We start from the raw sequence: 20,077 nt of genomic DNA, 5'->3' as shown, positions 1-20,077 counted from the left end.
GCAGCAGGGGCCCCGTCCCCTGGTGGCCGCCTCAGGCGGGGGTGTAGGCCAGGCGCACGTAAATCGGTGCGAAGGCCTCGGCCTGGGTGATTTCGATCAGGGTTTCTTTGGCGAGTTCCAGCAGCGCGATGAAGGTCACCACCAGCACCGTCGAACCCTTTTCAGGTTCAAACAGCTCCTCGAACTCCACAAAACGCCGGCCCTGCAGTGCGCGCAAGACCTTGCTCATGTACTCGCGCACGCTCAGCTCTTCGCGGGTGATGCGGTGGTGCTGGACCAGCTTGGCGCGCTTGAGGATGTCGCGCCAGGCCTCCTGCAGTTCGACCACATGCACCTCGGGAAACCGGGGCTGCAGGCTTTGCTCGATGTAGACCTGGGCGCGCAGGAAGTCGCGGCCGAAATGGGGCAGGGCGTTCAGGCGGGCCCCGGCCAGCTTCATCTGCTCGTACTCGAGCAGGCGGCGCACCAGTTCGGCGCGCGGGTCTTCGGGCTCTTCGCCCTCGGGCACCGGCTTGGGCGGCAGCAGCATGCGCGACTTGATCTCGATCAGCATGGCCGCCATCAGCAGGTACTCCGCCGCCAGCTCCAGGTTGTGGTTGCGGATCTCGTCCACGTACACCAGGTACTGGCGCGTCACCGCGGCCATCGGGATGTCGAGGATGTTGAAGTTCTGCTTGCGGATCAGGTAGAGCAGCAAGTCCAGCGGGCCTTCGAAGGCCTCCAAGAACACCTCGAGCGCGTCCGGTGGGATGTAGAGGTCGTTGGGCAGCGCGAACAGGGGCTCGCCGTACAGGCGTGCCACGGCGACGTGATCGACCACCTGGGGCATCACGGCATCCGGGGGAGCCCCTTCCGGGGCCGGCGGCAGCACCGCCTCGGGGGCGGTGTGGGGGGCGCTCATGGGGTGTTCTAGGGCTCAGTGCCGGGCGGGCACCGCCCTGGGCTCATTGCTGGCCGCTGGTCTGGTAGACGTAGGGCTTTTGCGGCACGCGGGCCTGTTCGTAGGCCGCTTGGGCGTCGCGGTCCTGGGCGCGGTCCCACAGCAAGGCACGGCCTGCGGCCTGTTGGCGCTCCAGCTCGGGCTTGCTGGCCTTGAGCTGGTCGATGAACTGGGTGGCTTCAGAGGTGTAGTGGGGACGGGCGAAGATCGACATGGGAAGTATCCTTTGAGCGTGATTTTACCGGGCTTGGCCCGGTGGGCCTGCCGCGGGACGGATCAGGGGGTGCCTGGGGCCTGCGGTTGCCCCGGTGCCGGGGCGGGGGCCGCCGCGGCCGTGGGGTCGGGCTGGGTCGCCGGTGAGGCCGCTTCGGCGGCCGCCAGCGCGAGTTCGGCCGCGAAGCCGGAGCGCCGCACCAGGCCCTCGGGCTGGGGTTGCAGGCCGTCGAGCTGCAGCCGCCCGCCACGCTGGCGGATCACCCGGTGCAGTTGGCGCAGGGCGTCCAGGCCTGTGGTGTCCAGCGCCACCAGGTGCTGGGTGTCCAGCACCACCCGCAGCCCTGGCGGGCTGAGTTCGACATCGGTCAGCAGGCCGTCGATGCGGTCCACGGCACCAAAGAACAGCGCGCCATGCAGCCGGTAGCGGCGCTCGCCCGGGGCAAGGCCCTCGGTCACGGCGGCCACCGTGAACAGCGAGCTCATGCGCCGGATGAACAGCGCACAGGCCAGCACCAGCCCGACTTCGATGGCCACCGTGAGGTCAAACACCACGGTCAGCACGAAGGTGCCCAGCATCACCAAGCGGTAATGTCCCGAGTAATGGCGCAGTTGCACGAACTCATGCCATTCGCCCATGTTCCAGGCCACAAACAGCAGGATGCCGGACAGCACAGGCAGGGGAATCAGCAGCGCCAGCGGGGCCGCCAGCAGCACGATCAGCGCCAGCACCAGCGCATGCACCAGTCCTGCCACCGGGGAGGTGGCGCCCGAGCGGATGTTGGTCACCGTGCGCGCGATGGTGCCGGTGGCCGGCATGCCACCAAAAAACGGACTGACCAGGTTGGCGACGCCCTGGGCCATCAGCTCCTGATTGGGGTCATGGCGGGGCTGGTCGCTGATCTGGTCGGCCACCCGGGCGCACAGCAGGGACTCGACGGCCCCCAGCAAGGCGATGGTCAGCGTGGGGTTCAGCAGGCGCTTGGCGCTCTCCCAGGACAGGTCGGGCCAGGCCAGCGGCGGCAGGCCGCTGGGGATGTCGCCAAAACGGCTGCCGATGGTCTCCACCGGCAGCTTGAACAGCCAGGCCACGGCGGTCAACGTGACCAGGGCCACCACCGGGCCGGGCAGGCGCGCCGCGGTGTGCATGGCGCGCCGCATGCCAGGCAGGTCCAGCGCCTGCTGAAAGCGGTGCGGACGCCCCCACAACCAGGGCCAGACAAACAGGCCCACCACGCAGGCCAGGCCCAGCAGCAGGGCCCAGCCATTGAAGGTGGGCAGGTGGCGCCACAGGGTCAGGCATTGGGAGAAGAAGTCGGCGGGCATGCGTTCGACGCGCAGGCCCAGCAGGTCCTTGAGCTGGGACAGGGCGATCAGCACCGCGATCCCGTTGGTGAAGCCCACCACGATGGTCACCGGCACATAGCGCACCAGGGTGCCCAGGCGCAGCAGGCCCATGAAGAACAGCAGCACGCCGGCCAGCGCGGTGGAGATCAGCAGGTTGGGCAGGCCGTAGCGCTCGATGATGCCGTACACCACCACGATGAAAGCCCCCGCGGGGCCCCCGATCTGCACGCTGGAGCCGCCCAGCAGCGAGATCAGAAAGCCCGCGATGATGGCCGTCCAGAGCCCGGCCTCGGGCTTCATACCGGAGGCGATGGCGAAGGCCATGGCCAGCGGCAAGGCCACGATGCCCACGGTCAGTCCGGCGCCTGCGTCCTTCCAGAAGCGCTGACGGTTGTAGTCACGGCAACTGTCCAGCAGGCGGGGGTGAAAGCGGGCGAAAGTCCAGGGCATCGACATGGCTTTTGATTCTGTTCCCGCGCCGTGAAATCGTCCAGCATTCATCCGTTTGCGGGATGTTGCGGGGGATGTAATGTCGTTAAAGTGCCCGGAATATGAGGGAGATACGTTCAAATGCCGGGCTGGTGGCCCCAAAACCGGACAACCGCGGGCCTGAGCGCCGGTCGCCCGGGGGGCTGCTGGGCGTCCTGGTCGCCTGGCTCTGGTGGGGCTTGTGTTGCCTTGTGCAGGGGCTGCCGGCGCCAGTCCTGGCCCAGACCTCGACCGGCTGGAACGGCCTGACGCCCCCGGCCCAGCGCTGGAGCGACAACGCCGCGGGCAGCTCGCTGGCGCGCGCCCAACAGCGCTTCCTGGCCGGCGACGGCGTGCTGGCCCCACCGCGCGACCCGCTGCCCCTGGCCGCTGGACAGGTGGTGTGGCTGGCGATCGATTTGCCCGAAGTCAATGCTGCGCGCCGGGTCGTCCTGAGCCTGCCCCAGGCTCAACTCGAACGGGCCACCCTGCATTGGCAGGGGGACGGGGGCCAGTGGCTCAGTGCGTCGGCCGGGGCCCTGTTGCCCGTGGCGCGCTGGCCCATGCCGTATTTGCACCCCGCGTTCGACTGGACCTTGCAGGCCGGGCAAAGCCGGGTCTACCTGGCGCTGGAGGGCAGCCAGCCGCTGGTGCTGAACTGGCGCTTCTGGAGCCGTGAGCGTTTTGACGACAGCAGCCGGGTGTGGCACCTGGGCCTGGGGGCTTTCCTGGGCTTTGTGCTGCTGGTGTCGATGCTGTGTGGTGTGCAGGCGGGGCTTTGGCGCGACCCGCTGCCCCTTTGGTTCGCCCTGGGGGCGCTGGCCCTGGGCGGCTCTTTTCTGACCCAATGGGGCCTGACGGCCGAGTACCTGTGGCCCCAGCACCCGCTGTGGGCCCAGCACGCCGGGCTGGCCCTGCCCACGGCGGCCATGGCGCTGCTGCTGCTCTTCCTGACCCAAGTGGCGCGCGAAGAACTGCCGCCCCGCTGGGGCGGCGCCCTGTGGGGCGTGGTCGCCTTGGGGGGCCTGCTGGCGCTGGGCTTGGGCCTTTGGGGGCCGTCGGCCTTGAGCCTGGCGGCCCAGGGCTACGACCTGTTGGTGTTTGCGCTGGGTTTCCTGGTGGCCTATCGCTATGCGCGCCGTGACACCCGCGTGGGCGTGTGCTTGCTGGCCGGTTGGCTGGCCCTGTTGCTGGGGGCCTTGCTGCCCCAGGTGCGTGGCATCGGTGACGCGTCCTGGGGGCCCCTGTCACAGCAAGCCATGCAATGGGGCGGCTTGTGGGCCTTGCCCTTGTTGATGGTGGGCTTGTGCCTGCGCGGCCGCCAGCGGCGCGACCAGTGGGTGCGCCGGCGCGCGCTGACCCGGGTGGACGCCCTCACGGGGGTGTGCAGCGAGCGCGTGCTGATCGAACGCCTGGACCACCTGATCCTGCGCCAGCACCGGCAGCACCGCCTGGGCGGGGTGATGCGCATCCGCATCAGCAACCTGAAGGCCATTTTCCGGACCTCGGGCCCGCAGGCCCTGGAGGCCGCCACCCTGCATGCCAGCCATTGCATCTCGCAGGTGGTGCGCCGCAGCGGGGACACGCTGGCGCGGGTGTCGAATGGTGATTTTGTGCTGCTGCTGGAGGGGGAGTTCAAGCCCCAGGGCGTGCAGGACCTGGCGCAGATGGTCATCGCGCGCGGGTTGGCGCACGCCAGCCGGCTGCCGTCCGGGACCACCTTGCGCCTGCATGTGAGTTGCACCGCCGGCTTCTACCCCGGCTGCGATGCCCAGTCCTTGCTGAACCGCTTGGGCACCTTGCTCAACCAAATGGGGCAGGGCGGTGGCCGCGCCCTGCAACTGCTCAGCCCGGGGCAGCTGCCCGGTGTCCCTGGCGTGCCCGGGGGCGCGGGCGCTGCAGGCACGGAGGCCGCCGAACCCGCACCGATGCGCTGGAGCGACCCCTTGACGCTGACGCCCTTGGCTCAGCGCACCCGCATGCCGGGCTTGGCACCTGGCCAGGGCGACAGCACGTAGATCCCGGGTTCGGCTTTCTCGTCGCCGTGACTGGCGGCCAGCACCATGCCCTCGCTGACGCCAAACTTCATCTTGCGCGGCGCCAGGTTGGCGACCATCACCGTCAGCTTGCCCACCAGGTCTTGCGGCTGGTAGGCGCTGGCGATGCCGCTGAACACATTGCGGTGGCGGCCCTCACCCACGTCCAGCGTCAGGCGCAGCAGCTTGGTCGAGCCTTCGACCGGTTCGCAGTTGACGATCTGGGCGATGCGCAGGTCGATCTTGGCGAAGTCGTCGATGCTGATCGTGGGCGCCAGCGCCTCGCCGCCGGGCACCAAGCGCTCGGGTTCCGGGGCCGCGGGCGGCTCGAACAGGGCGTCGAGCTGCTTGACGTCGACGCGCTGCATCAGGTGCTTGTACTCGTGGATGCGGTGGCCCGCGCCCAGCAGGCTCTGCGCGCTGGCGAAGTCGAACGGCGCCACGTTGAGGAAGGCTTCGACCTGCAGGGCCAGGGCGGGCATCACCGGCTTGAGCAGGATGCTGAGCAGGCGGAAAGCTTCGATGCAGGTGCTGCAGACGTCTTGCAGGCGGGCTTCCATGCCCTCTTGCTTGGCCAGCTCCCAGGGCTTGTTCTGGTCCACGTACTCGTTGACGCGGTCGGCCAGCAGCATGATCTCGCGCAGGGCCTTGCCGTACTCGCGGTCGGCCAGCAACTGGGCCACGGCGGGGCAGGCGTCTTGCAGCGGTGCCAGCAGCGCGCTGCCATCGGCCGACACGGCGCCCAGCTGGCCGCCGAAGCGCTTGTGGATGAAGCCGGCCGCGCGCGAGGCGATGTTCACGTACTTGCCGATCAGGTCGGAATTGACCCGGGCCATGAAGTCTTCGGGGTTGAAGTCCACGTCCTCGTTGCGCGCGCTCAGCTTGGCCGCCAGGTAGTAGCGCAGCCATTCGGGGTTCATGCCCAGGCTCAGGTACTTCAGCGGGTCCAGGCCGGTGCCGCGGCTCTTGCTCATCTTCTCGCCGTTGTTGACGGTCAGGAAGCCGTGAACGAACACCGAATCCGGCGTCTTGCGGCCGCTGAACTTGAGCATCGCGGGCCAGAACAGGGTGTGGAAGGTGACGATGTCCTTGCCGATGAAGTGAAACTGCTCCAGTGCCGGGTCGGCCATGTAGTCGTCGTAGCTCTCCCCCCGTTTGTCGAGCAGATTCTTGAGCGACGCCAGGTAGCCCACCGGGGCGTCCAGCCAGACATAGAAATACTTGCCCGGGGCGTTGGGGATCTCGATGCCGAAATACGGCGCGTCGCGGCTGATGTCCCAGTCGCCCAGGCCTTCGCTCTGGCTGCCATCGGGGTTGGTGCGCACCGTGAACCACTCTTTGACCTTGTTGGCCACTTCAGCCTGCAGTCGGCCGTCCTGCGTCCATTGCTCCAGGAAGCTCACACAGCGCGGGTCGGACAGCTTGAAGAAGAAGTGCTCCGAGTTCTTCAGCACCGGCTTGGCGCCCGACAGGGCCGAGAACGGCGAGATCAGGTCGGTGGGCGCGTAGACCGCGCCGCAGACCTCGCAGTTGTCGCCGTACTGGTCCTTGGCGTGGCATTTGGGGCACTCGCCCTTGATGAAGCGGTCGGGCAGGAACATGTTCTTCTCGGGGTCGAAGAACTGCTCGATGACGCGGGTTTCAATCAGCCCAGCGGCTTGCAGGTCCAGGTAGATCTGGCGCGCCAGCGCGTGGTTCTCGGGCGCGTCGGTGCTGTGCCAGTTGTCAAAGGCGATGTGGAAGCCGTCGAGGTAGGGCTTGCGGCCGGCTGCGATGTCGGCCACGAACTGCTGCGGCGTCTTGCCGGCCTTCTCGGCCGCGATCATGATCGGGGCGCCATGGGTGTCGTCGGCGCCCACGAAGTTCACCTGGTGGCCCAGCATGCGCTGTGTCCGCACCCAGATGTCGGCCTGGATGTATTCCATGATGTGGCCGATGTGGAAGTTGCCATTGGCGTAGGGCAGGGCGGTGGTGACAAAAAGCTTGCGTGGGGCGGACATGGCGGTCATTCGTGTTCCAGGGGAATCCGTGATTTTAGGTGCAGGGCGGCGGCCGTGCCGGGGGCCGGCTGTCCGGCCCGGTTGGCCTGGCAAAGCCCCTGAGCCCAGGGCGGTTCCGCGGCCCCTGGGCGCCGCAGGGGGCAGACGGGCCTAAACTCACGGGCTGTTAAAAATTTCCAACCCAAAGCCTCCCATGCCCACGACCGAAGCCCTGCTCCAGGCCCTGCAGACCGTCATCGACCCCCACACTGGCAAGGATTTCGTCTCCACCAAGGCGCTCAAGAACCTGCAGGTGCAAGGTGCCTCGGTGTCTTTTGACGTGGAACTGGCCTACCCGGCCCGGTCTTATATCCCGACCCTGACCGCCTCGCTCGACGCCGCGGCCCGCAGCGTGGCCGGGGTGGAGCAGGTCCAGGCGCGCGTCGCCACCAAGGTGGTGCCGCACGCGGTGCAACGCGGTGTGGCGCTGCTGCCCCAGGTGCGCAACATCATCGCGGTGGCCTCGGGCAAGGGGGGGGTGGGCAAGAGCACCACGGCCGCCAACCTGGCGCTGGCGCTGGCCGCCGAAGGCGCCCGCGTCGGTTTGCTGGACGCTGACATCTATGGCCCGAGCCAGCCCATGATGATGGGCATCGAAGGTCGGCCTGAAAGCGCCGATGGCAAGACCATGGAGCCCATGGTCAAGCACGGGGTGCAAGTGATGTCGATCGGCTTCCTGGTGGCCCCCGACGAGGCCATGATCTGGCGCGGCCCCATGGCCACCCAGGCGCTGGAGCAGTTGCTGCGCCAGACCAACTGGAAAGACCTGGACTACCTGATCGTCGACATGCCCCCGGGCACCGGCGACATCCAGCTGACCCTGTCCCAGCGCGTGCCGATCACCGGCGCGGTGGTGGTGACCACGCCGCAGGACATCGCGCTGCTGGACGCCCGCAAGGGCATCAAGATGTTCGAGAAGGTGGGCGTGCCCATCCTCGGCATCGTCGAGAACATGGCGGTGCACGTGTGCAGCCAGTGCGGCCACGTCGAGCACATCTTTGGCGCCGATGGCGGCCAGCGCATGGCCCTGGACTACAAGATGGACTACCTCGGCGCGCTGCCGCTGGACATCAACATCCGCTTGCAGGCCGACAGTGGTGCGCCCACCGTGGTGGCCGCCCCGGACAGCGACGTGGCGGGCCTGTACAAGACCGTGGCGCGCAAGGTGGCGGTCAAGGTGGCCGAGCAGGCCAAGGACTTCTCCTCCAAGTTCCCGACCATCACGGTCAGCCAGGGCACCTGAGGCCCCGACCGGCCACCGCCCGCTGCCCATGCCCCTCGACCCTGGCCGCTCCGCGAATGAACATCCTGGCCTCCCTGCGCTACCTGGTGTCGCTGAGCGAGCACCAGCACTTCGGGCGCGCAGCCCAGGCCTGCCACATCACGCAACCGGCGCTGTCCAATGCCTTGCGCGCGCTGGAGTCGGAGTTTGGCGTGGTCATCGTCAAGCGCACGCGCCAGTACGCGGGCCTGACCGCCGAGGGGGAGCGCGTGCTGGTGACGGCGCGCCGCATGCTGCGCGAGCACGAACTGCTGCAGCAGGACCTGGAGAGTGAGGCCGACTGCCCCCGTGGCACCCTGCGCATCGGGGCGGTGCCCACGGCCATGCCCATCGTGGCCCGCTTCGCGGCGCGGCTGCAGGCGCTGTACCCGGGCATCCGGCCGGTGGTGCTGTCGCTGTCCTCGCCCGAGATTGAAAACGGCCTCGAAGCCCTGACCCTGGACCTGGGCCTGGGCTACACCGACCGCCTTGGGCAGACCCCCGCGGTGCAAGCCCTGCCGCAGTACACCGAGCATTACTTTCTGGTGCGCCGCAGCCCGCAGCGCCCCCCGCCGGGCACGCTGGGCCTGCAACGGGGACAGTCGATCAGCTGGCTGGCCGCATCCGAACTGCCGCTGTGCCTGCTGACGCCCGACATGCACAATCGCACCATCGTGGACAGCGCTTTTGCCCTGGCCGGGGCCGAGGTCAAGCCCGTGATCGAGACCAACTCCATCCTCACCCTGTCGCTCAGCGTGGTGGCGGGCGAGGTCTGTGCCGTGCTGCCCGGCGCCCTGGTCGGCGCGGCGCGAGGGTACGGTGAGCTGGAAGCCTTGCCGTTGGTCAGTCCCGAGGTGCAAACCCCGATCGGCTTCATGCTGACCCAGGCCGAGCGTCCCTCGCGCGCGCTCGAGGCCGCGCTGGCGCTGGCGCGCCAACCGTCCTGGCTGGCCCACGCGGCCCAGCACAGCGGCGATCCCCTGGACCGGTCCTGAGCAACCGGGGCACCGCTGATCGGCGGTGAGGGGCTCTTTCAAGGGTATTCCCAGGGGTACATTTCTTTTTTGAATCACGGCATGTGCCGATTCAATTTGACCGGCTTTCTGCGGCCGAACACACTCGCGTCCGACGCTCCCCAGCCCCCAGTGCCCGAGCCCTTGTGGTGTCGGGCCGGGGCGTCAGATAACAAGATCGATACCCCATTCGAATCAAGAAACGGAGACACACCCATGGCAGGTTTTCTGGACAAGGAGCGCATCATTGCGGGACCCGGCTTCAACCGGTGGCTGGTGCCGCCGGCGGCACTCGCCATCCATCTGTGCATCGGCATGGCCTATGGCTTCTCGGTGTTCTGGCTGCCGCTGTCCAAGGCGCTGGGCATCAAGGAAAGCATCAAGTGCGGCCCCGAGGTGGGCTTCTTGGCTGAAATGTTCACCACCTCCTGCGACTGGAAGATCTCCACGCTGGGCTGGATGTACACCCTGTTCTTTGTGTTCCTGGGCTCGTCGGCCGCCATCTGGGGCGGCTGGCTCGAGCGCGCCGGCCCGCGCAAGGCCGGCGTGGTGTCGGCCCTGTGCTGGTGCGGCGGCATGCTGTTCTCGGCGCTGGGCATTTACCTGCACCAGTTCTGGATGATGTTGCTGGGCTCGGGCGTGATCGGGGGCATCGGGCTGGGCCTGGGCTACATCTCGCCCGTGTCCACGCTGATCAAGTGGTTCCCGGACCGCCGTGGCATGGCCACCGGCATGGCCATCATGGGTTTTGGCGGTGGCGCCATGATCGGTTCGCCGCTGGCGGCCGACCTGATGAAGGTGTTTGCCACCCCCGAAAGTGTGGGCGTGATGCCCACCTTCGTGGTCATGGCCCTGATTTATTTCGTCTTCATGATGGCGGGCGCGCTGGGCTACCGCGTGCCGGCCACCGGCTGGAAGCCCGAGGGCTGGACGCCCCCGGCCATCAGCTCGGCCAACACCATGATCACGCAGCGCCATGTGCATGTGAAGAACGCGTTCAAGATCCCGCAGTTCTGGCTGATCTGGATGGTGCTGTGCATGAACGTCAGCGCAGGCATCGGCGTGATCGGCATGGCCTCGCCCATGCTGCAAGAGGTGTTTGGCGGCTCCTTGATCGGGGTGTCGGCCAAGTTCAGTGAACTCGACAAGACCCAGCTGGCGGCGATCGCCGGCGTGGCTGCAGGCTTCACGGCGCTGCTGAGCCTGTTCAACATTGGCGGCCGTTTCTTCTGGGCCAGCCTGTCCGACAAGCTGGGCCGCAAGCTCACCTACGTGGTGTTCTTTGTGCTGGGCGGCGTGCTGTACTTCGGCATCCCGGGCAGTGCAGCCGCGGGCAGCGTGTTCTTGTTCGTGGGCGCCTTCTGCATCATCTTGAGCATGTACGGCGGCGGCTTCGCCACCGTGCCCGCCTACCTGGCCGACCTGTTTGGCACCCAGTTTGTGGGCGCCATCCACGGCCGCCTGCTGACCGCCTGGGCCACGGCCGGCATCCTGGGGCCGGTGGTGGTGAACTACATGCGCGAATACCAGCTGGGCCTGGGCATCCCGCGCGAGCAGGTCTACAACCAGACCATGTACATCCTGACCGGCATGCTGGTCATCGGCCTGATCTGCAACCTGCTGGTCCGCCCCGTGGCTGACAAATGGTTCATGAGCGACGCCGAGCTGGCGGAAGAAAAACGCCTGGCCCACGAGAAGGCCTCGGCCTCCGAGGTCGGCCGTGGCGGCGCCGGCCACGACGGGGTCAGCCCCGTGGTGGTGGCGCTGGCCTGGGCCGCTGTGGGCCTGCCGCTGGCCTGGGGGGTCTACCGCACCCTGCTCAGCGTCGCCAAGCTGTTTGCCTGAGGCCGCCCCCTGCTGAACCCTGATTGAAGAGGACCCCATGAGCACCCCGACCCCCGACGCGCACACCGCCCAGCCCGGCGAGGCCCCGGCCTTGCAGGCGGTGCGGCAATCGATTGCCGAGCATGGCCATTTGCCGGGCGCCTTGCTGCCCATCCTGCACGGCATCCAGGACCAGCTGGGCCATGTGCCCGCGGAGGGCGTGCCCCTGATCGCGGAGGCGCTGAACCTGTCGCGTGCCGAGGTGCACGGGGTGATCACCTACTACCACCACTTCCGCACCCAGCCGCCAGGCCAGCATGTGCTGCAGGTGTGTCGCGCCGAGGCCTGCCAGGCCCGGGGTGGCGAGGCCTTGTGGGCCCACGCCTGCGCCCGCCTGGGTTGTGCCGACACCGAGCACGGGGGCCTGAGCGCCGATGGGCGCCTGACCCTGAGCCCGGTCTACTGCCTGGGCCTGTGCGCCTCGTCGCCGGCCATGGCGGTCGACGACCAGGTGCATGCCCGGCTCAGCCATGAGCGCTTCGACGGCCTGCTGGCCCGACTCAACCCTGTGGAGGCCTGAGCCATGAGCCCAACCGTCCGTGTGTATGTTCCGCGTGATTCCGCGGCCCTGGCCGTCGGGGCCGACGACGTGGCCCAGGCCCTGCAAAGCGCCGCGGGGGATTCGATCGAGCTGGTGCGCAATGGCTCGCGGGGCCTGTTCTGGCTCGAGCCCCTGGTCGAGGTGCAGACGCCGCAAGGCCGCATCGCCTATGGCCCCGTGGCCCCTGAGGACGTGCCCAGCCTGCTGGCGGCGGGGCTGTTGCACGGCGGCGACCACCCGCTGCGCCAGGGCGTGACCGAACAAATCCCCTACCTGGCGCTGCAAGAGCGCCTGACCTTCCGCCGCATGGGCGTGACCGATCCGTTGAGCCTGGCCGACTACGAGGCCCACGAGGGCTGGGCCGGCCTGCGCCGCGCCCTGACGCTGGACAGTGCTGCGCTGATCCAGGAGGTCACCCACTCCGGCCTGCGTGGACGGGGCGGTGCCGCGTTCCCGGCGGGCATCAAATGGAAGACCGTGGCCGGGGCCCAGGCGGCCCAGAAGTACGTGGTCTGCAACGCCGACGAAGGCGACTCCGGCACCTACTCCGACCGCATGACGATGGAGGGCGACCCCTACATGCTGATCGAGGGCATGACCATCGCCGCCGTCACCGTGGGCGCCACCCAGGGCTACGTCTATGTGCGCTCCGAGTACCCGCACGCGATAGCCACCTTGACCGAGGCCATCCGGCGCGCTACCGAGGCGGGCTTTCTGGGCGACTCGGTGCTGGGCTCGGGCAAACGCTTCCAGCTGGAGGTGCGCAAGGCCGCGGGCGCCTATGTGTGCGGTGAGGAAACCGCCATGCTCGAAAGCCTCGAAGGCAAGCGGGGCATCGTGCGCGCCAAGCCGCCCCTGCCGGCCCTGCAAGGCCTGTTTGGCCAGCCCACGGTCATCAACAACGTGATCACTTTTGCCTCCACGCCGATCATCCTGGCGCGGGGCGCGCAGTTCTACCGCGACTACGGGGTGGGCCGATCGCATGGCACGTTGCCGTTCCAGCTGGCCGGCAACATCCGGCATGGCGGCCTGGTTGAGAAAGCCTTTGGTCTGACCCTGCGCGAGCTGGTCTACGGCTTTGGCGGCGGCACCGCCTCGGGCCGGCCCATCAAGGCGATCCAGGTCGGCGGCCCGCTGGGCGCCTATGTACCCGAAGAAAAATGGGACGTGCCGCTGGACTACGAGGCCTATGCCGCGTTTGGCGGCGTGGTCGGCCACGGCGGCATCGTGGTGCATGACGACAGCGCCAACCTGGCCCGGCTGGCGCGCTACGCGATGCAGTTCTGCGCGCTCGAATCCTGTGGCAAGTGCACGCCTTGCCGCATCGGTTCGACCCGTGGTGTCGAGGTGATCGACCGGCTGACCGCCGGGGGGCCGGACCAGCCCCAACAGGTCAAGCTGCTGCGCGACCTGTGCGACACCCTGTTGCACGGCTCGCTGTGTGCCATGGGCGGCATGACGCCGTACCCCGTGCTGTCGGCCCTGAACCATTACCCCCAGGACTTCGGATTGGCCGTGCCTGAAACCCAAGCCGCTTGAGGAGTTCGCCATGTTGGACCACCTGAAACAAACCGATCACGGCACCCCGCTGCGGGTGTCCGACAAAGAAGTCACGCTCGAGATCGACGGCGTCAGCGTCAGCGTGCCCGAGGGCACCTCCCTGATGCGCGCGGCGGTCGACGCCGGCGTGCGTGTGCCCAAGCTCTGTGCCACCGACAGCCTGGAGCCCTTTGGCTCCTGCCGCTTGTGCCTGGTGGAGGTCGAAGGCCGCAAGGGCTACCCCGCGTCCTGCACCACGCCGGCCGAAGCCGGCATGAAGGTGCGCACCCAGAGCCCCAAGCTGCAGGCGCTGCGCAAGGGCGTGATGGAGCTCTACATCTCCGACCACCCGCTGGACTGCCTGACCTGCTCGGCCAACGGCAATTGCGAGCTGCAGGACATGGCCGGCGTGACCGGCCTGCGCGAGGTGCGCTACGGGCTGGACGGGGCCAACCACTTCCGTGGCGACAGCAAGCCCGCCATCGACAACTCCAACCCCTACTTCAGCTACGACGCCAGCAAGTGCATCGTCTGCAACCGCTGTGTGCGCGCCTGCGAGGAGACCCAGGGCACGTTCGCGCTGACCATCAGCGGCCGCGGCTTTGAGTCGCGCGTGTCGCCGGGCCAGGGCCAGTCCTTCATGGACTCCGAGTGCGTGAGCTGCGGCGCCTGCGTCGAAGCCTGCCCCACCGCCACCTTGCAAGAAAAGTCCATCATCCAGCTGGGCCAGCCCGAACACAGCACCATCACCACCTGTGCGTATTGCGGTGTGGGCTGCTCGTTCAAGGCCGAGATGAAGGGCACCGAGGTCGTGCGCATGGTGCCCTGGAAGGACGGCAAGGCCAACGAGGGCCACGCCTGCGTCAAGGGCCGCTTTGCCTGGGGTTATGCGACCCACAAGGACCGCATCACCACGCCGATGATCCGCAAGGGCATCAACGACCCGTGGCAGGAGGTCAGCTGGGACGAGGCCATCGGCTACGCGGCCAGCGAGTTCCGCCGCATCCAGGCCGAGCATGGCCGCGACTCGATCGGGGGCATCACCTCGTCGCGCTGCACCAACGAAGAAACCTACCTGGTGCAAAAGCTGATCCGGGCCGCCTTCGGCAACAACAACGTCGACACCTGCGCGCGCGTCTGCCACTCGCCCACCGGCTATGGCCTGGGCCAGACCTACGGCACCTCGGCCGGCACACAGACCTTCAAGTCGGTCGAGAAGGCCGACGTCATCCTGGTCATCGGTGCCAACCCCACCGACGCCCACCCGGTGTTCGGTTCGCGCATGAAGAAGCGCCTGCGTGAAGGCGCCCAGCTCATCGTGGTCGACCCGCGCCGCATCGACTTGGTGAAATCGCCGCACATCCAGGCGCGCCACCACCTGCAACTCAAGCCGGGCACCAACGTGGCCGTCATCAGCGCGCTGGCCCATGTGGTGGTCACCGAAGGCTTGCTGGACGAGGCCTACATCGCCGAGCGCTGCGATGACAAGTCCTTCCGCGAATGGCGTGACTTCGTGTCCCGTCCCGAGAACTCGCCCGAGGCCATGGCGCCGGTCTGCGGTGTGCCCGCCGCCGAGCTGCGCGCCGCAGCGCGCCTGTACGCCACCGGCAACAGCGAGGGCGTGAAGACCGGCCACCGCGTCAACGCCGCCATCTACTACGGCCTGGGCGTGACCGAGCACGCCCAGGGCTCGACCATGGTCATGGGCATTGCCAACCTGGCCATGGCCACCGGCAACGTGGGCCGCGAGGGCGTGGGCGTCAACCCGCTGCGCGGTCAGAACAACGTGCAGGGCAGCTGCGACATGGGCTCGTTCCCGCACGAGTTGCCGGGCTACCGCCACATCAGCGACAGCACCACCCGCACCCTGTTCGAGTCGGCCTGGGGCGTGACCCTGAACCCCGAGCCCGGCCTGCGCATCCCCAACATGTTCGACGCCGCACAGCAGGGCACCTTCCTGGGCCTGTACTGCGAGGGCGAGGACATCGTGCAAAGCGACCCCAACACCCAGCACGTCACCGACTCGCTCAAGGCGATGCAGTGCGTGGTGGTGCAGGACATCTTCCTCAACGAAACCGCCAAGTACGCGCACGTGTTCCTGCCGGGCTCGTCCTTCCTTGAGAAGGACGGCACCTTCACCAACGCCGAGCGCCGCATCAGCCGCGTGCGCCGCGTCATGAAGCCGCTGGCAGGCTATGCCGACTGGGAGGTCACGCAAAAGCTGGCCAACGCCCTGGGCTACCCCATGAACTACCAGCACCCCGAGGAGATCATGCAGGAGATCGCGGCGCTGACGCCCAGCTTTGCCGGTGTCAGCTACGAGAAGATCGACCGCCTGGGCAGCGTGCAATGGCCTTGCAACGAGCACACCGACGAGGCCGGCACCGCCATCATGCACGTCGACAAATTCGTGCGCGGCAAGGGCCGTTTCATCATCACCCAGTACGTGCCCACCGACGAGAAAGTGACCCGCAAGTTCCCGCTGCTGCTGACCACGGGGCGCATCCTGTCGCAGTACAACGTGGGCGCCCAGACGCGCCGTACCGAGAACAACCAGTGGCACAGCGAGGACCGGCTGGAGATCCACCCGCACGACGCCGAAGAGCGCGGCATCCGCGAGGACGACTGGGTGGGCATCCAGAGCCGCGCGGGTGAAACCGTGCTGCGCGCCACCGTGACCGAGCGCGTGGCCCCGGGCGTGGTCTACACCACCTTCCACTTCCCCGAGTCGGGCGCCAACGTCATCACCACCGACAGCAGCGACTGGGCCACCAACTGCCCCGAGTACAAGGTGACCGCCGTCAACGTGACCCGTGTGGCACAACCGGCCCTGGCCGGTGCCGACACCACTGCGCCGCTGGCCCACCAGTCGCCCTGGCAGCGCGACTACAGCCAGTTCAACCAGGCCCAGCTCGAGCACCTGCAGGCCGCAGGTCAGAGCGCCTGAAGCCCGCCGAACGCCGGACTTGCGCATGGACGCCCACCCTGCCGTCCCCTGCACCCTGCCCGAGGGCAGCCGCGCCACCCCGGTGCGGCGCTACCGGGCGGGCCAGTGGCACAGCGCCCAGGACGTGCTGGCCGACGAGGTGCCGGTGGCACTCGAGTACAACGGCGTCAGCCACGCGGTGATGCTGGCCACGCCGGCTGACCTGGAGGACTTTGCGCTGGGCTTCAGCCTCACCGAAGGCCTGGTGCAGCACGCCGGCCAGGTCTATGGCATCGAGGCCGATCCCGGCACCGAGGGCATCACGCTGCGGCTGGAGGTGGCGGCATCGTGCTTTGTGCAGTTCAAGGACCGCCGACGCAGCCTGGCGGGCCGCACCGGCTGCGGCCTGTGTGGCGCCGAGAGCCTGGGCCAGGCGGTGCGCCCGGTGGCGCCCTTGTCCAGCCAGGCGCAGTTCAGCCCCGAGGCGCTGATTTCGGGCATGGGCCAGCTGCGCGCGCGCCAGCCGCTGCTGGCCGCCACCGGCGCCACCCACGCCGCGGGCTGGTGCGATGCGCAAGGCCAGTTGCACTGGGTGCGCGAGGACGTCGGCCGGCACAACGCGCTCGACAAGCTGATCGGGGCCTTGCTGCGCCGCCCCGCCGAACAACGCCAGGCGCTGCCCGAGGGGCAGGGCTTTGTGGTGGTGACCAGCCGGGCCAGCCACGAGATGGTGCAAAAGACCGCTGCCGCGGGCGTGCCCCTGCTGGCCGCCGTGTCCGGGGTCACCGCGCTGGCGCTGCAGACGGCCGAGGCCGCTGGCCTGAGCCTGCTGGGCTTTGCCCGCGGGTCTGATTTTTCTGTTTACACCCAGGGCCACCGAGTGGCCGGGGAGACTTGAGAGCATGAGCGAACACCACACCCCCAACCTGATCGTCATGGCCAACCGCATCGGCCAGTTCTTTGAGTCCATGCCCGACCGGCCCGAAGCCCTGATGGGCATCGCCAACCACATCCGCAAGTTCTGGGAGCCGCGCATGCGCGCCGAGTTTCAGCGCCTGATGGACGACCCGGGGCAGACCGAGGTGCGCGACATCGTGCGCCAGGCCTGGAACGCGCACCGCGCCCTGCTGTGCGAGGCGCTGCCGGCGCCTGTCTGAAACAGGCCGCATCGCCCGGCGGGCCTGGTGGGTGCCCCTTCAGGGGGACACTGGGCCGCGCCACCTCCGCGCTCGGGGGCAGGGGCCTGGCGGTGTCCCGACTCCCGTGTCCGGGCGTCGCCTGACTCAGTACGCCGCGCCCGGCGTGGCGGCCGGCGACGGCTGGCCCAGAAAATCGGCCGCCAGCTTGCGCGCGGCCTGCGCGTACAGCGACACATCCACCCCCACGGCCACGAAGGTGGCGCCGAGCGCCAGGTAGTGCCGTGCCAGCGCCGCGTCCGAGGTCAGGATGCCGGCCGCCTTGCCTGCTGCCACGATGGTGCGGATGGCGCCCTCGATGGCGGCTTGCACCTCGGGGTGGCCTGGGCGGCCCCGGTGACCCATCGACGCGGCCAGATCGGCCGGGCCGATGAAGATGCCGTCCACGCCGTCCACCGCGGCGATGTCCTGGAGGTTGCGCATGGCGGTCACCGTCTCGGCCTGCAACAGCAGGCAGATGTTGTCGCTCGCGGTGTCCAGGTAGTCGGCCTGCAGGCTCCAGCGCGAGGCCCGTGCAATCGCACTGCCCACGCCGCGGATGCCCTCGGGCGGGTAGCGCACGGCCGAGGCCATCAACTGCGCCTGCTCGGCCGTGTCGACCATCGGGATCAGCAGGTTCTGGGCGCCGATGTCCAGCAGTTGCTTGATCAGCGCCACCTGGCCCTCCACCGCGCGCACCACGGGCTGGGCGCGGTACGGTGCCACCACCTGCAGTTGCTGCAGCGTGGTCTGCAGCGTGTTGGGGGCGTGCTCGCCGTCGATCAGCAGCCAGTCAAAGCCCGCGGTCGCGCTGACCTCGCTGAGGTAGGGCGAGGCCATGGACAGCCACAGGCCGATTTGGGCCTGTTTGTTTTGCAAAGCGAGCTTGAAAGGGTTGGTGGGCGTCACCGGCATGCAGGTCTCCTGTCCTCTTGAGTGATGGTCTAACTGGCCAACATTGTGCGACGAATTGACATCCCCCCTGGGCCTGGGCTCCCGAGCGCGGAATGCAGCGCTTCATGGCTGGGATCAAAGCCAGGGCTGGCTTTGTCCCCGGGCTCGCTGGCATCATGGCGGGATGAGAAACAGTCAGCCCCCTGTCGATTGGGACGATACGGTCGCCATTGACGACGAAGACACCACCCCGTTGGGCCTGGAGCCCACCGCCCCCGGCCCCGTGTGGGCGGTGGGTGAGGCCAAGCCTGTGCCCCCCGAGCGCTTGCCCTGGTGGCGCTGGGTGGGCGGCGGCTGCCGTGCGGCGCTGTGGCTGTCGCCCGAGGTGGGCCATGCCCAGCCGTCGCCCTGGCAAGTGCTGTGGCTGACCCTGCTGGGGGCGGCGCTGCAGCTGGGGCTGGCCCGGCTCGAGGTCACCGGCCCCGCGGTGCTGGACTGGCGCGCCTGGCTGGTGCCCTGGTGGATGACCCTGGTGGTGCTGTGGGCCGCCTGGTTTGCCCTGCCGCCGCGGCGCGAGGCCGAGCAAGACCCCGACCCCTGGCATTTGCACGGCCTGGGCAGCTGGTTCGCGCTGACCACCTTTGTCACGCTGCCGGCCCAATTGGCCCTGCAGTTGCTCAGCCTGTCGGTGCTGCGTGAGTGGCTGGCGTTTGAGTCGCCGCGCGCCCAGCAGGTCTATTGGGGCCTGTTCGTGCTGCTGGTGCTGTGGGCGCTGTCGGCGGTGTTGCGCCTGACGGCCCGGTTTGCCGGCCCGCGCTGGCGCCTGGGTGTGCTGGCCCTGGTCATGGGCGCTTTGACGGTGCTGTCGGTCTGGCAGTTTCCCGATCGCCCCTGGGCCCCCGACGAGAGCGCGGCCCTGGCGGCCGACACCCCGGAGCCCCCGCGCCTGCACCTGAGCCAGGCCACTTTCGAGACCCAGCAGGCGCTGTGGCCCGCGCTCGAGCAGGGGTTGCTGCCACAGCGGGAGGGCGTGACCGAGGTGTACGGCCTGGTGTTCGCGCCTTACGCCGAGGAGGCCGTGTTCCGCCGCGAGAGCCAGATGGTCGGCGACGTGCTGCGCCAGCGCTTTGACGCCGACGGCCGCGTGCTGACCCTGATCAACCACGCTGAAACCGCCGACAGCCTGCCCTGGGCCACGCCGCAGAACCTGCGCCGGGCATTGGGTCTGATCGCCCAGCGCATGGACCGCGAGCACGATGTGCTGGTGCTTTACCTGACCTCGCACGGCGCCCAGGACTTCAAGCTGGCGGCCAGCCATTGGCCGCTCGAGGTCGAGCCCATCGACCCGCAGTGGCTGCGCAGCACGCTGGACGAGTTGGGCATCCAGAACCGGGTGCTGGCGATTTCGGCCTGCTACTCGGGCGGCTGGATCACCCCGCTGGCCAGCGACACCAGCCTGGTCATGACCGCGGCCGACGCCACCCACACCTCCTACGGCTGTGGCCACCGCTCCGAGCTGACCTTCTTTGGCCGGGCCTTGTTTGACGAGCAGTTGCGCCAGACGCACTCCTTCACCGAGGCCTTCAAGCGCATGCTCCCGGTGATCGCCGAGCGCGAGCAGCAGGCCCAGAAGCCCGACGGCCCGTCGAACCCGCAGATCAGCGTTGGCGCGCGCGTCGGCCCGGTGCTGAGCGCGCTCGAACAGCGCCTGGGCAAGCGCTGAGGCCCCCCCGCCAACCGGCGAGCCCGCCAGCCCACCACCACCCCACCGCTGTCCTGCCAGCCCCTGCTGGCACGCCGC

Annotated in this window: 15 protein-coding genes; 10 read left to right on the top strand and 5 right to left on the bottom strand. The window is 68.5% G+C overall.

Annotated features, from left to right (window positions below; genetic code table 11):
* Positions 1-31 precede the first annotated feature (31 nt).
* The 3 genes from PSQ40_RS13750 to PSQ40_RS13740 all read right to left on the bottom strand — a co-directional run bounded on the left by PSQ40_RS13750 (position 32) and on the right by PSQ40_RS13740 (position 2,956).
* Complete coding sequence (locus PSQ40_RS13750) at positions 32-901, bottom strand: segregation and condensation protein A (protein WP_409338593.1); 870 nt, start codon at positions 899-901, stop codon at positions 32-34.
* A gap of 43 nt (positions 902-944) precedes the next feature.
* Positions 945-1,154, bottom strand: coding sequence for a DUF3460 family protein (locus PSQ40_RS13745; RefSeq protein ID WP_273952115.1), 210 nt, complete (start codon positions 1,152-1,154; stop codon positions 945-947).
* 62 nt (positions 1,155-1,216) lie between these two features.
* Positions 1,217-2,956, bottom strand: coding sequence for a SulP family inorganic anion transporter (locus PSQ40_RS13740; protein ID WP_409338592.1), 1,740 nt, complete (start codon positions 2,954-2,956; stop codon positions 1,217-1,219).
* 224 nt (positions 2,957-3,180) lie between these two features.
* Between PSQ40_RS13740 and PSQ40_RS13735 the strand changes: the two genes are divergently transcribed.
* On the top strand, positions 3,181-4,986 hold the full coding sequence (locus PSQ40_RS13735) for a 7TM diverse intracellular signaling domain-containing protein (protein WP_273952114.1): 1,806 nt from the start codon (positions 3,181-3,183) through the stop codon (positions 4,984-4,986).
* Here the strand turns inward: PSQ40_RS13735 and metG are convergent.
* Positions 4,935-7,004, bottom strand: coding sequence for a methionine--tRNA ligase (gene metG, locus PSQ40_RS13730; RefSeq protein WP_409338591.1), 2,070 nt, complete (start codon positions 7,002-7,004; stop codon positions 4,935-4,937). The two genes, PSQ40_RS13735 and metG, sit on opposite strands and share 52 nt — an antisense overlap.
* A gap of 193 nt (positions 7,005-7,197) precedes the next feature.
* Between metG and apbC the strand changes: the two genes are divergently transcribed.
* From apbC to PSQ40_RS13690, 8 genes are all read left to right on the top strand, one after another.
* Entirely contained in the window at positions 7,198-8,286 is a 1,089-nt protein-coding gene (gene apbC, locus PSQ40_RS13725) for an iron-sulfur cluster carrier protein ApbC (protein ID WP_273952111.1), read from the top strand.
* A gap of 56 nt (positions 8,287-8,342) precedes the next feature.
* Positions 8,343-9,299: a LysR family transcriptional regulator gene (locus tag PSQ40_RS13720; RefSeq protein ID WP_273952110.1), complete on the top strand. Its 957-nt coding sequence runs from the start codon at positions 8,343-8,345 to the stop codon at positions 9,297-9,299.
* Between the two features lie 234 nt (positions 9,300-9,533).
* Positions 9,534-11,162: an OFA family MFS transporter gene (locus PSQ40_RS13715; protein ID WP_273952109.1), complete on the top strand. Its 1,629-nt coding sequence runs from the start codon at positions 9,534-9,536 to the stop codon at positions 11,160-11,162.
* Between the two features lie 37 nt (positions 11,163-11,199).
* Complete coding sequence (locus tag PSQ40_RS13710) at positions 11,200-11,721, top strand: formate dehydrogenase subunit gamma (RefSeq protein ID WP_273952108.1); 522 nt, start codon at positions 11,200-11,202, stop codon at positions 11,719-11,721.
* Between the two features lie 3 nt (positions 11,722-11,724).
* Positions 11,725-13,281 carry a formate dehydrogenase beta subunit gene (locus tag PSQ40_RS13705; RefSeq protein ID WP_273952107.1) on the top strand — a complete coding sequence of 519 codons (1,557 nt, stop codon included), beginning with the start codon at positions 11,725-11,727 and terminating at the stop codon, positions 13,279-13,281.
* A gap of 10 nt (positions 13,282-13,291) precedes the next feature.
* Positions 13,292-16,228 (top strand): formate dehydrogenase subunit alpha, encoded by a 2,937-nt coding sequence (gene fdhF, locus PSQ40_RS13700; RefSeq protein ID WP_273952106.1) that lies wholly within the window; start codon positions 13,292-13,294, stop codon positions 16,226-16,228.
* Positions 16,229-16,253: 25 nt separating this feature from the next.
* Positions 16,254-17,105 carry a formate dehydrogenase accessory sulfurtransferase FdhD gene (gene fdhD / locus PSQ40_RS13695; protein ID WP_273952105.1) on the top strand — a complete coding sequence of 284 codons (852 nt, stop codon included), beginning with the start codon at positions 16,254-16,256 and terminating at the stop codon, positions 17,103-17,105.
* Between the two features lie 4 nt (positions 17,106-17,109).
* Positions 17,110-17,364 (top strand): formate dehydrogenase subunit delta, encoded by a 255-nt coding sequence (locus tag PSQ40_RS13690; protein WP_273952104.1) that lies wholly within the window; start codon positions 17,110-17,112, stop codon positions 17,362-17,364.
* Between the two features lie 126 nt (positions 17,365-17,490).
* Here the strand turns inward: PSQ40_RS13690 and hpaI are convergent, their stop codons facing one another.
* Positions 17,491-18,291: a 4-hydroxy-2-oxoheptanedioate aldolase gene (hpaI, locus tag PSQ40_RS13685; protein WP_409338596.1), complete on the bottom strand. Its 801-nt coding sequence runs from the start codon at positions 18,289-18,291 to the stop codon at positions 17,491-17,493.
* Positions 18,292-18,460: 169 nt separating this feature from the next.
* Between hpaI and PSQ40_RS13680 the strand changes: the two genes are divergently transcribed.
* Positions 18,461-19,999: a C13 family peptidase gene (locus PSQ40_RS13680; protein WP_273952102.1), complete on the top strand. Its 1,539-nt coding sequence runs from the start codon at positions 18,461-18,463 to the stop codon at positions 19,997-19,999.
* Positions 20,000-20,077: the final 78 nt, after the last annotated feature.

Origin of the sequence: Curvibacter cyanobacteriorum (genome assembly GCF_028649475.1) — a bacterium.
In the GTDB taxonomy this organism is placed as follows: domain Bacteria; phylum Pseudomonadota; class Gammaproteobacteria; order Burkholderiales; family Burkholderiaceae_C; genus Curvibacter; species Curvibacter cyanobacteriorum.
The sequence above is the reverse complement of the archived record's forward strand: the minus strand, read 5'-3'. Positions and strand labels throughout refer to the sequence as shown.

Excerpts from the sequence above, each read along its gene's own strand:
- PSQ40_RS13750 (WP_409338593.1), bottom strand. The coding sequence starts at position 901 with ATGAGCGCCCCCCACACCGCCCCCGAGGCGGTGCTGCCGCCGGCCCCG.
- PSQ40_RS13745 (WP_273952115.1), bottom strand. The coding sequence starts at position 1,154 with ATGTCGATCTTCGCCCGTCCCCACTACACCTCTGAAGCCACCCAGTTC.
- PSQ40_RS13740 (WP_409338592.1), bottom strand. The coding sequence starts at position 2,956 with ATGTCGATGCCCTGGACTTTCGCCCGCTTTCACCCCCGCCTGCTGGAC.
- metG (WP_409338591.1), bottom strand. The coding sequence starts at position 7,004 with ATGTCCGCCCCACGCAAGCTTTTTGTCACCACCGCCCTGCCCTACGCC.
- apbC (WP_273952111.1), top strand. The coding sequence starts at position 7,198 with ATGCCCACGACCGAAGCCCTGCTCCAGGCCCTGCAGACCGTCATCGAC.
- PSQ40_RS13720 (WP_273952110.1), top strand. The coding sequence starts at position 8,343 with ATGAACATCCTGGCCTCCCTGCGCTACCTGGTGTCGCTGAGCGAGCAC.
- PSQ40_RS13715 (WP_273952109.1), top strand. The coding sequence starts at position 9,534 with ATGGCAGGTTTTCTGGACAAGGAGCGCATCATTGCGGGACCCGGCTTC.
- PSQ40_RS13710 (WP_273952108.1), top strand. The coding sequence starts at position 11,200 with ATGAGCACCCCGACCCCCGACGCGCACACCGCCCAGCCCGGCGAGGCC.
- PSQ40_RS13705 (WP_273952107.1), top strand. The coding sequence starts at position 11,725 with ATGAGCCCAACCGTCCGTGTGTATGTTCCGCGTGATTCCGCGGCCCTG.
- fdhF (WP_273952106.1), top strand. The coding sequence starts at position 13,292 with ATGTTGGACCACCTGAAACAAACCGATCACGGCACCCCGCTGCGGGTG.
- fdhD (WP_273952105.1), top strand. The coding sequence starts at position 16,254 with ATGGACGCCCACCCTGCCGTCCCCTGCACCCTGCCCGAGGGCAGCCGC.
- PSQ40_RS13690 (WP_273952104.1), top strand. The coding sequence starts at position 17,110 with ATGAGCGAACACCACACCCCCAACCTGATCGTCATGGCCAACCGCATC.
- PSQ40_RS13680 (WP_273952102.1), top strand. The coding sequence starts at position 18,461 with ATGAGAAACAGTCAGCCCCCTGTCGATTGGGACGATACGGTCGCCATT.